Origin of the sequence: Mycobacterium sp. 852002-50816_SCH5313054-b, assembly GCF_001667185.1 — a bacterium.
GTDB lineage: Bacteria > Actinomycetota > Actinomycetes > Mycobacteriales > Mycobacteriaceae > Mycobacterium.
In genome coordinates, this window is the sequence record NZ_LZIC01000005.1 from 43,581 (window position 1) to 56,511 (window position 12,931).

Consider the following 12,931-nt stretch of genomic DNA (forward strand, 5'->3'; position numbering starts at 1 on the left):
GTCGCTCAGCCGCTGGCGACCGCGCGGTCGAACCGCAGCGTGACCCGGGTGCCGCCCGGGTTCCGTTCGGTGTCGACGGCGTCGGCCAGCCCACCGATCAGGGTCAGCCCGCGGCCGCGTCGCCTGTCGCGCAGGCTGGCCGACGAATCGCCAACCCAGCGCCCGCTGTCGCTGACGGTCACCGCGACCGTGTCCTCGTGCAGGAAGGCCTCGACGGTCACGGTCTTGCGGGGCTCGCTGTGGCTGCCGTGCTCGATCGCGTTGGTCACCGCTTCCCCGGTCGCCAGCAGGATGTCCTCCTCGCGGCCGGGCTCGACGGCGATGCTGTCCAACCAGCCCCGCAGCTGCCTGCGCGCGATGGGGATCTGCGCCGGCGCGGCCGGCAGCACCGCGGCGAAGCTGCGCCCCGCCGCGTGGCTCGGGCGTAACGCGAGCACCACGACGTCGTCGCGATAGCCCGTCGGCGGCGTCATCCGCGCCAGCAGCTCGGTGCAGACCGATTCGACCGGCAGCTCGGCGCACTCGGCGGCCGCGGCCTTCAGGCGGGCGAAGCCGTCGTCGAGCGTCTCGCCGGCCCGCTCGATGAGCCCGTCGGTGTACAGCAAAATCATGCTTCCCGGCGCCAGCTCGGCCGTCGCGCTGGTGCCGGTCGGGTGGGCATCCTCGACCGCCACCGGCGGACGGCGGCCGGACTCGAGGAAGACCGGATCACCGTCGGCAGGGACCAGCAGCGGATAGGGATGCCCGGCGCAGCTGTAGCTGACGGTGGCGCCGCCGGAGCCCGCTCCGGTGTCGACAAGCGCGTAGGCCACCGTCGCGCAGCGGGCGCCGGTGACGCTGGCCGCATACCGGTCCAGCGCGGCCAGCACCGCGAGCGGTTCGGCGGCGGTGAGCGCCGAGGCGGCGACGGCGGCGCGCAGCCTGCTCATCACGATCGCGGCGGCCAGACCGTGCCCGACGACGTCGCCGACGGAGATCCCGATCAGGCCGGCGCGCCCGAGCGGGGTGACCGAGTACCAGTCGCCGCCGACCCGCATCGCTTCGCCGGCCGGCTGGTAGACGGCCGCCACGACCGCGGCGGTGGAGCTGCGATCCAGGTCGAGCAGGTGCTCCTGGAAGTCGACGGCGATCCGGTGTTCTCGCGCCATCACCCGGACCCGGTCCAGCGCCGACTGCGTCAGCTCGGCCATCCGGCCGAACGTATCGAGCTCGGCGGGGTCGAACTGCCGCGGCGTGGGCCACAGCAACAACAGCGCACCGATGACGCGACCGGTGTTGTCCCGCAAGGGATGCGCGACGCAGGCGCGCACGCTGGCCGCGGTGTCGCGCACGGCGTGCTGGTAGCGCGGCGGTAGGTCGAACGTGTCGGGGACGACCATCGCCTCGCCGCCGCTGATGACGTCGGCCCCGATCAGCGGCGAGTCGAGCGCGGCCACGTGGTAGCGGTCCCGCACCTCCGCGGGGAGCTCGCCGGCGTATTCGAAGCGGACGTGGTGCTCCCCGTCGAGCACCCCGATGGTCACGGCGGCGGGATCACCCGAGCCCGATGAGTGGCCGATCAAGGCGTCCAGGATGCCGGCCACCGACTCGGCGGCCTGCAGGGCGGCGTCGAGCTGCGCCAGGTCGAGCTGCGCCTCGCGCCGCTGGCGGTCGCGCTCGCGGGCGATCGCCGACAGCCGCGACGCCACCCGCTCGACCAGCTCCTGGGAGCGGAACGGCTTGGGCAGGTAGTCGTCGGCCCCGCCCGCGAAGCCCTCGTCGATCGCCTCCGCGCCGGCCCGGGCCGACAGCATGAGGACGGGCGTGGCGGCCAGCGCAGGGTCCGCGCGGATCGCCGCGACCAGGTCGAAGCCGGTGAGGCCCGGCATCATCACGTCGGTCACGATCGCGTCCGGGTGCAGCTCTTTGGTAACGGCCAGGGCCGACTCGCCATCGGCGACCAAGACGGTTTCCCAGTGGGCAGAGAGCACCCGGTCCAGGTGCGCGCGCATGTCGGCGTTGTCGTCGGCGATCAGCACCACCTGGCGGGGGCCGCCGACCGCCGGATGTGAAGCCGGCGCCAGCCACTGACGCGCCTCGGCGACGTACGGGTTGCTCTCGTCCGGCAGCGCGGCGGGAGATTGGTCGACCGCCGCGCCCGCGACGGAACGCGGCAGCCGGATGGTGACCGTCGTTCCGCGATCCAATTCGCTGTCGATCTCCACCGTTCCGCGTTGCAGTTCGACGAGACCGCGCACCAGTGACAGCCCGATCCCGGTGCCCTCCACGCTGCGCCCGCGCAAGTTCTCGGCCCGGTAGAAGCGTTCGAACAGGCGGTCCAGGTCCTCGGGCGCGATGCCGACTCCGGTGTCGCGCATCGTGATCCGGCATTCGGTGGCTTCGGCACGCGCCTCGACCGAAATGGAGCCCTTCAGGGTGTATTTGACGGCGTTGGAAAGCAGGTTGAGGACGATCGTTTCCCACATGCCCGGATCGATGTCGGCCAGCGCGGGATCGCAGTCCAGCACGAGATCCAGCCCCGCCCGCTGGCACAACTCGGTGAACGACGAGGCGATGTGGTCGGTGAGCGCGCCGACGTCCGTGCACACCAGCTTCGCGTTCGCCCGGCCCGCTTCGATGCGGGAGAAATCGAGCAGCGAGTCGACCAGGCGCAGCAGGCGGCGCGCATTGCGTTCCGCGACGCCCAGCCGATCGGCCAGCACGCTCTCGGGCGGCGCATCGGACAGCGCGTCATCGAGCGGTCCCAGCAAAAGCGTTAGCGGCGTGCGGAATTCGTGGCTGACGTTGGTCAGAAACGCCGTCTTGGCCCGATCCAGCTCGGCGAGCGCGTCCGCACGCTTCCGCTGCTGCTCGTAGGAGACGGCGGAGGCCAACGCAGAGGACAGCTGGTCGGCGAGCAGCTGGCAGAAGCCGCGGTACATCGAATCGAGCGGGCGCCGCGGGCTCGCGCCGATCACCAGCGCCCCGCTGTTGGCACCCTCACCCAACGGCAACACCAGGGCCTGCCGCGGGGAGTTCTCGCCGAGAACGGTTGCGATGCCGGGTATCACGGCCTCCAGCCGGTCGATGACGTGTGCGGTCGTCCGCGAACGCGGCGCCGCGCCCGGGCCCGTCAGCTCCGCCAGCGAGCACGGTAGCCGCTCCCGGATCGAGGGCGTCGCCCCGCGCAGCGTGCCGTCGAGGTACACGGCGACGAAAGGCAGGTCCAAGGGTTGCGCGTCGCACACGGCCACGGCGCCGTGCACGGCGTCGTCGATGCCGTGGGTCTCCATGACGGCGCCGGCCACCGCGTTGAGCAGGTGGAGGCGACGCTCGCTCAACACCCGGTCGGTGGTTTCCCGGACGGCGCAGAAGATTCCGTAAACGTCTCCGCCGCCGCCGATCAGCGGGCTGTAGCTGAACGTGAAATACCGCTCCTCGGGCTGGTCGCCGGTCATCAGCGGCAGCATCAAATCGTCGGACCAGGTCGCGATGCCGGTGTCGATGACGCTGGTGAGCATCGGGTGAATCTGCCCCCAAATCTCCCACCACACCTGCTCCGCCGGGCGCCCCAGGGCCGCCGGGTGCTTGTTGCCCAGGATCTGCGCGTAGGCGTCGTTGTACATCAGGAACAGCTCCGTCGGCCCCAGCCACAGCACGATGGGAAACCGCGACGTCAAGGCCACCGCCACGGCCACCCGCGCCTCGGCCGACCATTCGTCCGGTGACCCCAGGGGGTGGTTCGCCCAGTCGAACTCGGCGAACCGGCGACCCATGTCGCCGCCTAACGCGGCCGCGGCCGCCAGATCAGCCGGCAGGCCTGGGTTCATTGCCGGCGGTTGCGCGCCAACGCATCGGCCAGCGTCGGAGAGATGTCGAGGATGCGGTCCAGCTCGGTCACCTGGATGGGGCGGAGCACCTGGTCGTGATCGGCCACCAGCCGGACCGTCGTACCGGCCGCCTTCCCTTCCTCGTGGCACTCGAGCACCGCGTTCAACGCCGCGCTTCCGAAGAAATTCACCGACTGCAGGTCGATGATCAACAGCCGCTCCGGGTGCGTCGCGGCCACCTGCAGCGCGGCGGTGAGGTGAGTGCCGAGCTCGCCGACGTTGCTGGAGTCGACATCACCCTTGACGCGCACGACGACCGCATCCCCATTGGCCTCGTGGCCGACCGCCAACACTTCCATGCCCTTCCCCGACTTCGTGTGTCCGCATACAGCGCTGGTTACCCAGCGGGCTCGTCGGGAATCCTTTCGTGCAACGTCAGCAACAGGTGGTCGAACTGACTTTGCGCGGCGGGCGGCGGCGCCATCAGCGTCGTCACTTCGTCGAGCAGTTGCTTCGCCAACGACCGCAGCTTCACATTGGTCTCCTGCGAGCGCCACTGCAGCACGCGGAAGGCTTGGTCGGCGCTGACCTGGTAGACATACATCAGCACTCCCTTGGCCTGCTCGATGGCCGCGCGATTCTCGAACAGGTCGGGCAGGGCCGCGTCGAGCACCTCTTGCCGGGCCTCGTCGAAGGTGTCGGTCAGGTCGATGTAATAGCCGTCGGTCCCCACCACCACGCCCGACTCGTCCAGCATCCGGTCGGCCACCACGATCGCGTCGTGCACGTTGCCCGCCGTGTCGAGGAAGCGGTGCCGGCTGGAGAACGATTCCGACGACTGCAGCGCGTAGTCGAGCAACTCCTGGACGTGCGCGCGGTCCTCGGGATGCTTGTGCGAGAGCAGCAGTGTCGTCGTCGGCTCCACGGCGCCCGGTTCGTACCCATGCATCCTGGCCACCTCGTCGGACCATTCCCAACGTTGACCGACGAACCAGAACCGGAAGGCGCCGACGTTCAAATGCTGGGCGGCGACCTCGATTGCGCTGGTCGGCTGCTTATGGTGGCCCGCGGGTTGCACGTATGCATCCTGCCATCCGGTGGGTATCCCGGGCTACCGCCTGAGGGGGTAACGTCGCGTGCGGACCCATCCACCAGACGCGGGAGCGCACGCCGAGTGCGCTGAGAGGACGGCTCGGGGCCGTCGACCGTACGAACCTGACCGGGTAATGCCGGCGTAGGGAGATGACAACACATGACCGTCACCGTCGAGCCGTCCATCACCACCGGCCCCATCGCGGGCAGCAGCAAGGCCTACCGGGAACTGGACGGGGTGCCCGGCGCGCGCGTCCCGTTCCGGCGGGTCAACCTGTCGACCGGAGACCACTTCGACCTCTATGACACGTCGGGGCCGTACACCGATCCGGACGCGGTGATCGACCTGGCGGCCGGCCTGCCGGCCCGGCCCGGGGTGGTGCGCGACCGCGGCACCCAGCTGCAGCGCGCCCGCGCCGGCGAGATCACCGCCGAGATGGCATACATCGCCGTCCGCGAGGACATGCCCGCCGAGTTGGTGCGCGACGAGGTCGCGCGCGGGCGCGCGGTGATCCCGGCCAACCACAACCACCCCGAGAACGAGCCGATGATCATCGGCAAGGCGTTCGCGGTCAAGGTCAACGCCAACATCGGCAACTCGGCCGTGACGTCGTCGATCGCCGAAGAGGTCGACAAGATGGTGTGGGCCACCCGCTGGGGTGCGGACACCATCATGGACCTGTCCACCGGCAAGAACATCCACGAAACCCGCGAGTGGATCCTGCGCAATTCGCCGGTGCCGGTCGGCACGGTGCCGATCTACCAGGCGCTGGAAAAGGTCAAGGGCGATCCGACGGAACTGACGTGGGAAATCTACCGCGACACCGTGATCGAGCAGTGCGAGCAGGGTGTTGATTACATGACCGTGCACGCCGGCGTGCTGCTACGGTACGTGCCGCTGACCGCCAAGCGGGTCACCGGCATCGTGTCGCGCGGCGGGTCGATCATGGCGGCCTGGTGCCTGGCGCATCACCGGGAGTCGTTCCTGTACACCAACTTCGAGGAGCTGTGCGACATCTTCGCGCGCTATGACGTCACCTTCTCGCTGGGCGACGGGCTGCGGCCCGGCTCGATCGCCGACGCCAACGACGCCGCGCAGTTCGCCGAGCTGCGCACCCTGGGCGAGCTGACCAAGATCGCGAAAGCCCATGGCGCACAGGTGATGATCGAGGGACCGGGACACGTCCCGATGCACAAGATCGTCGAGAACGTGCGGCTGGAAGAGGAGCTGTGCGAGGAGGCCCCCTTCTACACGCTGGGGCCGCTGGCGACCGATATCGCCCCGGCCTACGACCACATCACCTCGGCGATCGGCGCGGCGATCATCGCCCAGGCCGGCACCGCGATGCTGTGTTACGTCACCCCGAAGGAACACCTCGGGCTGCCGGACCGCAAGGACGTCAAGGACGGGGTGATCGCCTACAAGATCGCCGCGCACTCGGCCGACCTGGCCAAGGGGCATCCCCGCGCCCAGGAGCGCGACGACGCGTTGTCGACGGCCCGCTTCGAGTTCCGCTGGAACGACCAGTTCGCCTTGTCGCTGGATCCCGACACCGCACGGGAATTCCACGACGAGACCCTGCCGGCCGAACCGGCCAAGACCGCACACTTCTGCTCGATGTGCGGGCCGAAGTTCTGCTCGATGCGCATCACCCAGGACGTGCGCGATTTTGCCGCCAAGCACGGGCTCGAGACCGAAGAGGACATCGAGGCGATGATGAGCGAGGGCATGGCCGAGAAGTCGCGGGAGTTCGCCGAGCACGGCAATCGGGTGTATCTGCCCATCACCCCGTGAGTTTCCTGCCGCTCGCGCCGCCGGGCAGCACGCCGTTGCGCGTGCTGACCATCGCCGGGTCCGACTCGGGGGGCGGCGCGGGCATCCAGGCCGACCTGCGCACCATGGCACTGCTCGGGGTGCACGCCTGCGTCGCGGTCACCGCGGTCACCATTCAGAACACGGTGGGCGTCCAGGGCTTTCACGAGGTGCCCGCCGACGTGGTCGCCGCCCAGATCGAGGCCGTGGTCGGCGACATCGGCATCCATGCCGCCAAGACGGGGATGCTCGCGTCGTCGGACATCATCGCGGCGGTGGCCGCCACCTGGCGCCGGCTGGGATTAACGGGCTCGTCGGTCCCGCTCGTCGTCGACCCGGTGTGCGCGTCCATGCACGGCGACGCCCTGCTGGCGCCGTCGGCGCTGGATTCGCTGCGCGACCAACTGTTTCCGCTGGCCGCGCTGGTGACGCCGAACCTGGACGAGGTGCGGCTGCTGGTCGACATCGACGTCGTCGACCCGGCCTCGCAGCGCGCGGCCGCCAAGGCGCTGCAGGCGCTGGGCCCGCGCTGGGTGTTGGTCAAGGGCGGGCACCTGCGGTCCTCGGAGCGCAGCTGCGACCTGCTCTATGACGGCGCCGACTTCCTCGAATTCGACTCGCGGCGGTTGCCCACCGGCAACGACCACGGCGGCGGCGACACGCTCGCGAGCGCGGTCGCCTGCGCGCTGGCGCACGGCTTCACGATGCGGGACGCCGTCGGCTTCGGAAAGCGTTGGGTCACCGAATGCCTGCGCGCCGCGTACCCCCTGGGCCATGGGCACGGCCCCGTGTCCCCGTTGTTCCGGCTCACATGAACCTCGATCGGATCGCCGGTATCGCGCACGAGCCTGCGGGCTCGGCGTCGGGCGTCGTCGCGCTGACCCACGGCGCTGGCGGCGACCGGGATTCCCCGCTGCTGCAACAGGTTTGCGACGAGTGGGCGCGCCGCGGCTGGCTCGCGGTGCGGTATGACCTGCCGTACCGCCGGCGCCGGCCCAAGGGTCCGCCGTCCGGTTCGGCGGCCACCGACCGCGCAGGCATCGTCGAGGCGATCACGGTGTGCCGCGGCCTGTCCGGCGGCCCGCTGATCGCCGGCGGGCATTCCTACGGCGGCCGGCAGACCTCCATGGTGGTCGCCTCCGGCAAGATCGGGGTGGACGTGCTGACCTTGTTCTCCTACCCGGTCCACCCGCCGGGCAAGCCGGAGCGACCGCGCACCGAGCACCTGCCAGACATCCGGGTGCCCACCGTGTTCACCCACGGAACGTCGGATCCGTTCGGCACGCCCGGCGAGCTGCGCGACGCCGCGGCGCTGATCGCCGCGCCGACCGAGATCGTCGAGATCACCGGAGCGCGCCATGATCTGCGCTCGAAGACCCTTGACGTGCCCGCGCTGGCGGTCGAGGCGGCGCTGCGGCTCATTTCCTGAAGGGACGGCACATGTTGGAAAGACTTCACCGAGTGCTCGAATTCCGGCTCAGCATCGCCCAGCTGATGGCCATCGGAATCATCCTCGGCACCCCGTACCTGCTGGTGGGGACCATCTGGTCAACCACCCACACCGAGCATCTGCACCAGATGCACGGCGTCGACCTGGCGGTGTCCTTCCTCGGGTCGATCGTGTCGTGGCCGGTGCTGCTCTTCGCCAACGTCTGCATGACCTGACGACCATCGGCTCGATTTAGTCAGTTGAAACTGGACAGTCTTACCTGTCTAATCTAGGCTGGGGTCATGGACGGCATCAATGACTCCGCCGTGCTGGCCGCCCGCGACCTGCGGGTGGTGTTCAGCCGGTTGCGACGCCGGTTGCGGAGTCTCGGGGTCGACGACGACCTGACACCGTCCCAGACCGCGGTGCTCACCCGCCTCTGGAAAGAGGGAGCGTCGTCGGCCAGCGCGCTGGCCGGCGCCGAGCGGGTGCGTCCGCAGTCGATGGCCACCATCGTGGCCGCGCTCGAGCAACGCGGGCTCATCGCGCGCACTCCCGATCCCGAAGACGGCCGCCGCCAGGTCGTTTCGTTGACCGCCGCGGGCCGGCGGCGCGCCGAGAGCGATCGTCAAGTGCGGGAGGAGTGGCTGGCGCGCGCCATCCAGGAACGGTATTCCGAGCGGGAACGCCGCACCATCCTCGATGCGCTAGCGCTGCTCGAGCGTCTGACCGAGTCATGAGAGGGGAACCGCTGCAATGGAATTGGCTGTGCACTTCATCGATTTTCTGCCGGGTGATCCGGCAAGGCTAGGGCCGACGCTGGCCGGCGCGGCCCAGGCCGCCGAGCAGGGCGGCGCGACGCTGTTCACCGTGGCCGACCACTTCTTTCAGATGGAAAACGTTGGGCGAGCCGAGGATCCGTTCCTGGAGGGCTACACGTCGCTGGGCTTTTTGGCCGGACAGACCGCGACCATCGACCTGGCCCTGCTCGTCACCGGGGTCACCTATCGCCATCCCGGCGTGCTGGCCAAGACGGTCACCACGCTGGACGTGCTGTCGCAGGGCCGGTCGATGCTGGGCCTCGGCGCCGCGTGGTACGACCGCGAACACGTCGCCCTCGGGATTCCGTATCCGCCGCTGCGCGAACGGTTCGAGATGGTGGAAGAGACACTGCAGATCTGCCGGCAGATGTGGAGCGACGACGACGGGCCGTACCGCGGCAAGCACTACCAGCTGGCCGAGACGATCTGTGTGCCGCAACCGATTCGGCGGCCACCGATCCTGATCGGCGGCGACGGCGAGAAGAAGACGCTGCGGCTGGTGGCGCAGTACGCCGACGTCTGGAACAGCACGACGAGCGATGTCGACGAACTCGCGCACAAGATCGAGGTCCTGCACCGGCACTGCGAAGCGGTGGGCAGGGATCCGCGCGAGATCCGCAAGACGGTCGGTGTTTTCGTCGACCCCTTCGCGGACATGCCGGGGTTCCTGAAGACGGTGCAACGCCACGCCGAGTTGGGCGTCGAGTTGATCAATCTCGGCCCCTTCCCCGGAAACCCCGACCCCGTCGGCTTCATCCGCCGCCTCGGCGACGAGGTGGTCCCCAAGCTCGCCGAAATCGCCTGAGCTATCCCGGGTAGCGCGAGTAGCAGGCGTCCATGTTGCCTGTGACGCCGCCACGGAAGGCGGCGATCCGGGTGAAACCGGCCGGCACGCTGATGCCGTCGGCGTCGCTGGCGACCAGGTGGTTGGTGAGCAGCCCGGAGACGGCCTCGTCGAGGTCGCCGGCCGTCAGCACCAGCTGCTTCTGGGACGGCAGTTCGATCGGTTCGGCCATCTTGCGGTGCACCACACCGGTCAGGCAGGCGGTGCGCAGCGCGGTGTAGGGGCTCTGCATGGGTAGTCCGCGGTCGTGCTGCACCGCCAACGCGTATCTCGACATCACCATCGACAGGGCGGTGTCGTCGCCTTGCGGCAACGTGCGCTCACTCTCGGCGGCTACCTGACCCGCCTTCGCGAGTCCGGGGAGGTCGACCATGATGGTGTTGGTGGCCGGACAGTAGGACGCCGGCGGGCTGGGCTTGGCGTCCGGGCAATCGGCGGGCTGGTAGGACAGCGTCGGCGGATTCTTCGGGGAGAAGATCTTTCCCAGCAGCTCCATGAGCGTCGACAGCGTGTCTTCGTTGATCGGCACCTCTCCGGTCTCCGGGTCGCCGCTGGTGTCGAGCCGCAGGGTGGTCGGCAGGTCGCCGCGGCGCTGCTCGATCTCCTGCATGTTGATGGTCGCGCACGCCGAGGCGCCGTCGATGAAGCCCATCTGGAAGGCGCTGATTCGATCCAGGGCCGATCCGTGCTCGTCGTCGTTGTGGGTGTCGGCGTCCATGACCGGGTCGCGGGTGATGATGATGCCGGCCAGCACGTGGTCGAGCCCGTCGGCGGTGCTCAGCGTGAAGCGGGGCGATTTACCGTCGGCCACCCAGTACTGGTAGACGCCGGCGAAGCAATCGGCCTGTTGCTCGCGAACGATGGTGGGGTCTTTTCTGGTCACGAGTTTGGCCATCTGCTGCAGGGCGTGACCGAATTCGTGCGCCAACACACCATTGACGGACATGTCGCCGAAATAGCGCTGCGCGACGGCCATGAACACCGTGCGATCCCAGGCGATCAAGTTGCAGCGCCCCGTGAAAAACGCGTTGACGAGCTTATAGGTGTCGTTATAACAAACGATCGGGCTGCGCGGATTCTCGGAGTCGTAGGACACCATCTTCTCGACGGGAACGAACGTGCCTTTCAGCGATTGGCTGTAGACCGACTTCCAGTACTCCTCGATGTCGTTGATCGAGAGCAACGAGAGCTTGTCGATCGGCCCGTTGTCGGTGTTGAGCACCGTGCCGGTGGGACTCGGTGCGTTCGACCGGATTCCGCTGGGTCCGTTGGTCGCCGGCAGCCCGCCCACCCGGAACGGGTCGTTGAGCATCGACAGGGCGCGCCCGTCGACGAAGGTGGTGCACCCGGCCACCACAAGTACCGCCCCGGCGCAGGCGATTGCCGCCTTCAGACGTCGACTCGGCCCGCGCATGTCCATGAATGACCTCATCCCGACCGGGCTGCAGGGCAGCATCAAAGGGACCTCATTCTAAATCCCCTGGCAAACTCTGACAGCCGAAATGCGCCTTGGGTTACCCATTGCGAAACGTCAACGGGCGGGAGGGTATTCGGTACGCGAATTGCCGGTGCCCTAAAAGGGCGGTGGTTCGTCGTCGTCGGGTGGTGGGGGCGGTGGTTCGGAGCTTTGGGCGGCCAGTCGGGTGTCGCGGTTGCGCCGCCGTTCGGCGTCGATGCGGGCGGCCCGGTTTTGGGCGCGGGTGCGGGTGCGCAGCGGCATCATCGCCGTGGGTTCAGCGCAGCGCTCGCCCGGCGCATCGGATATCGGCGGGTCGCCGGTGGGCGCGCACAGGCTCGGGAACAGCAGCGCGCTGCCGGGCGTGGTGATGTAGGTGTGGCCGTCGGGCAACCGCCAGATGATTGTTCCATCCGGCAGCTGTTCGTCGCGCCACTTCCAGAAGGTCTTGAGCAAATGGTGAAGCCGGCAAAGGCATTTCAGGTTCGACGGGTGCGTGGCGCCGCCCTCGGCATACGGGATCGTATGGTCCACATCGCACTGCACGGCGGGGCGATCACACCCCGGGGCCCGGCACGTCAGATCCCGGCACCGCACAAACTCGGCCAGCCTGGCAGAGGGGCGATAACCCGGCTCGGGCACCCCGGTCGGCATGCCCACGGGCACCAGGCGCGCCGAGCGGGCCAGCTCGGCGACCAGCTCGGCCGGAATCAGCCCCTCGAACCCGGGCAGGATGCCCGGCGTGCTGCCGCTGCCCTCCACAGCACCTTGGTCGGCAACCACATGGATGACCACGCTGCTAGGCGGCGCCGGTGCGCCCGCCACCGGGCAGTGGGCCGAGCCGCAGCCGCACACCAGCCGCGCGGCCCCCGCGCCCAGCGCTCCGAGCGCATCGGCGCGGCGCTGCCTCGGGGTGCGCGGATCGCCATCACAGACGCTGCCCGCCAACTCATCAAGGCGGCGGTCCAACGCCTGTCCGTCCGGGGCGAACAGCCTGCCCTCCAGCCACGCAATCCCCGACGAGTCGGGCACCACATCGACGTAACGGTCCTCGACAGCCTCGGCCGTGCGCCGCAGCGCGTCGCGATCAACCGCCACCACCACCCGGTCCACCGCGGCGGCCAACCCGGCGCGCGTGAGCGTGGGGCGCCGCGACACCAGCACCGCCACCCGCGCATCCACCTTGGCCAGCACGTCGGGGTCGGTGATCAAATCGGTGCGAAACACAATCGTCTGGAACGCCCGATAATCGATGTCGCCGGCCGCGAACGCCCTTGCCCACCTCCGGCAGCCGCTCCCGCAGCGCCATCGCATACCGCAAATAGCCCTGCGCCCTGGCCACACTGCAGTTCAACGCCGCCCCCACCTGCGCGGCGGTCGCGTCCCACGCATCGGCGGCCCAATCCGGCTGCTCCCCGGAGTCCCGGCAGCGCAGCACCAACAACTCCCCCACCGCGACCAACCGATCCGCGGCCGCCCGGGCCTCGGCCCGACCCGCCTCGCTCACCCGATCCAGCAGGGCCGTCGACTCCGGCGTGAACTGCGACGCCAACAGGTATTCGAACATGTGTTCGAGTGTACCGACGGCCTCCGACCGGGTTGACTCATCTGAAATGCGCGCGAAAGGGTGGGTCGTTGCCTCACTGAAAATGCGCGCGTGGACGGCG

At 69.1% G+C, this 12,931-nt stretch carries 10 protein-coding genes, 1 pseudogene and 1 riboswitch; of the genes and pseudogenes, 6 read left to right on the forward strand and 5 right to left on the reverse strand.

Annotation, left to right across the window (positions count from 1 at the left end):
- Nucleotides 1-5: 5 nt before the first annotated feature.
- From A5787_RS00715 to A5787_RS00725, 3 genes are read right to left on the reverse strand one after another with little or no spacing between them, the layout of a single operon-like run.
- Nucleotides 6-3,809, reverse strand: coding sequence for a SpoIIE family protein phosphatase (locus tag A5787_RS00715; RefSeq protein ID WP_066960106.1), 3,804 nt, complete (start codon nt 3,807-3,809; stop codon nt 6-8).
- On the reverse strand, nt 3,806-4,168 hold the full coding sequence (locus A5787_RS00720) for an STAS domain-containing protein (RefSeq protein ID WP_066960109.1): 363 nt from the start codon (nt 4,166-4,168) through the stop codon (nt 3,806-3,808). Before A5787_RS00720 ends, A5787_RS00715 begins: the two co-directional genes overlap by 4 nt.
- Before the next feature lie 38 nt (nt 4,169-4,206).
- On the reverse strand, nt 4,207-4,887 hold the full coding sequence (locus tag A5787_RS00725) for a PAS and ANTAR domain-containing protein (protein ID WP_066960113.1): 681 nt from the start codon (nt 4,885-4,887) through the stop codon (nt 4,207-4,209).
- A gap of 69 nt (nt 4,888-4,956) precedes the next feature.
- A riboswitch (TPP riboswitch) is annotated at nt 4,957-5,067 on the forward strand.
- Here A5787_RS00725 and thiC point away from each other — a divergent pair.
- The 6 genes from thiC to A5787_RS00755 all read left to right on the forward strand — a co-directional run bounded on the left by thiC (nt 5,062) and on the right by A5787_RS00755 (nt 9,769).
- Nucleotides 5,062-6,696, forward strand: coding sequence for a phosphomethylpyrimidine synthase ThiC (gene thiC / locus A5787_RS00730; protein ID WP_066960116.1), 1,635 nt, complete (start codon nt 5,062-5,064; stop codon nt 6,694-6,696). (Overlaps the previous riboswitch by 6 nt.)
- Nucleotides 6,693-7,529: a bifunctional hydroxymethylpyrimidine kinase/phosphomethylpyrimidine kinase gene (gene thiD, locus A5787_RS00735; RefSeq protein ID WP_066960119.1), complete on the forward strand. Its 837-nt coding sequence runs from the start codon at nt 6,693-6,695 to the stop codon at nt 7,527-7,529. Before thiC ends, thiD begins: the two co-directional genes overlap by 4 nt.
- A complete protein-coding gene (locus A5787_RS00740; RefSeq protein ID WP_066960122.1) occupies nt 7,526-8,143 on the forward strand; it encodes an alpha/beta family hydrolase in 618 nt (205 codons plus the stop codon). The genes thiD and A5787_RS00740 overlap by 4 nt, the downstream gene beginning before the upstream one ends.
- An 11-nt stretch (nt 8,144-8,154) precedes the next feature.
- Nucleotides 8,155-8,379, forward strand: coding sequence for a hypothetical protein (locus tag A5787_RS00745; protein WP_066960125.1), 225 nt, complete (start codon nt 8,155-8,157; stop codon nt 8,377-8,379).
- Nucleotides 8,380-8,445: 66 nt separating this feature from the next.
- Nucleotides 8,446-8,883, forward strand: a complete 438-nt coding sequence (locus A5787_RS00750; RefSeq protein WP_066960128.1) for a MarR family transcriptional regulator — start codon at nt 8,446-8,448, stop codon at nt 8,881-8,883.
- 16 nt (nt 8,884-8,899) lie between these two features.
- The gene (locus A5787_RS00755; RefSeq protein ID WP_066960131.1) at nt 8,900-9,769 is read left to right on the forward strand and encodes an LLM class F420-dependent oxidoreductase; all 870 of its coding nucleotides are present in this window, start codon (nt 8,900-8,902) and stop codon (nt 9,767-9,769) included.
- Between the two features lies 1 nt (nt 9,770).
- On the opposite strand, the gene A5787_RS00760 is transcribed toward A5787_RS00755, so the two are convergent.
- On the reverse strand, nt 9,771-11,240 hold the full coding sequence (locus A5787_RS00760; RefSeq protein WP_369829064.1) for a peptidase: 1,470 nt from the start codon (nt 11,238-11,240) through the stop codon (nt 9,771-9,773).
- Between the two features lie 141 nt (nt 11,241-11,381).
- Nucleotides 11,382-12,831, reverse strand: a pseudogene (locus A5787_RS00765) (HNH endonuclease signature motif containing protein).
- Between the last annotated feature and the right edge of the window lie 100 nt (nt 12,832-12,931).

Coding starts and splice junctions, on each gene's coding strand:
- A5787_RS00715 (WP_066960106.1), bottom strand. CDS start 3,809: ATGAACCCAGGCCTGCCGGCTGATCTGGCGGCCGCGGCCGCGTTAGGC.
- A5787_RS00720 (WP_066960109.1), bottom strand. CDS start 4,168: ATGGAAGTGTTGGCGGTCGGCCACGAGGCCAATGGGGATGCGGTCGTC.
- thiC (WP_066960116.1), top strand. CDS start 5,062: ATGACCGTCACCGTCGAGCCGTCCATCACCACCGGCCCCATCGCGGGC.
- A5787_RS00740 (WP_066960122.1), top strand. CDS start 7,526: ATGAACCTCGATCGGATCGCCGGTATCGCGCACGAGCCTGCGGGCTCG.
- A5787_RS00745 (WP_066960125.1), top strand. CDS start 8,155: ATGTTGGAAAGACTTCACCGAGTGCTCGAATTCCGGCTCAGCATCGCC.
- A5787_RS00750 (WP_066960128.1), top strand. CDS start 8,446: ATGGACGGCATCAATGACTCCGCCGTGCTGGCCGCCCGCGACCTGCGG.
- A5787_RS00755 (WP_066960131.1), top strand. CDS start 8,900: ATGGAATTGGCTGTGCACTTCATCGATTTTCTGCCGGGTGATCCGGCA.
- A5787_RS00760 (WP_369829064.1), bottom strand. CDS start 11,240: ATGAGGTCATTCATGGACATGCGCGGGCCGAGTCGACGTCTGAAGGCG.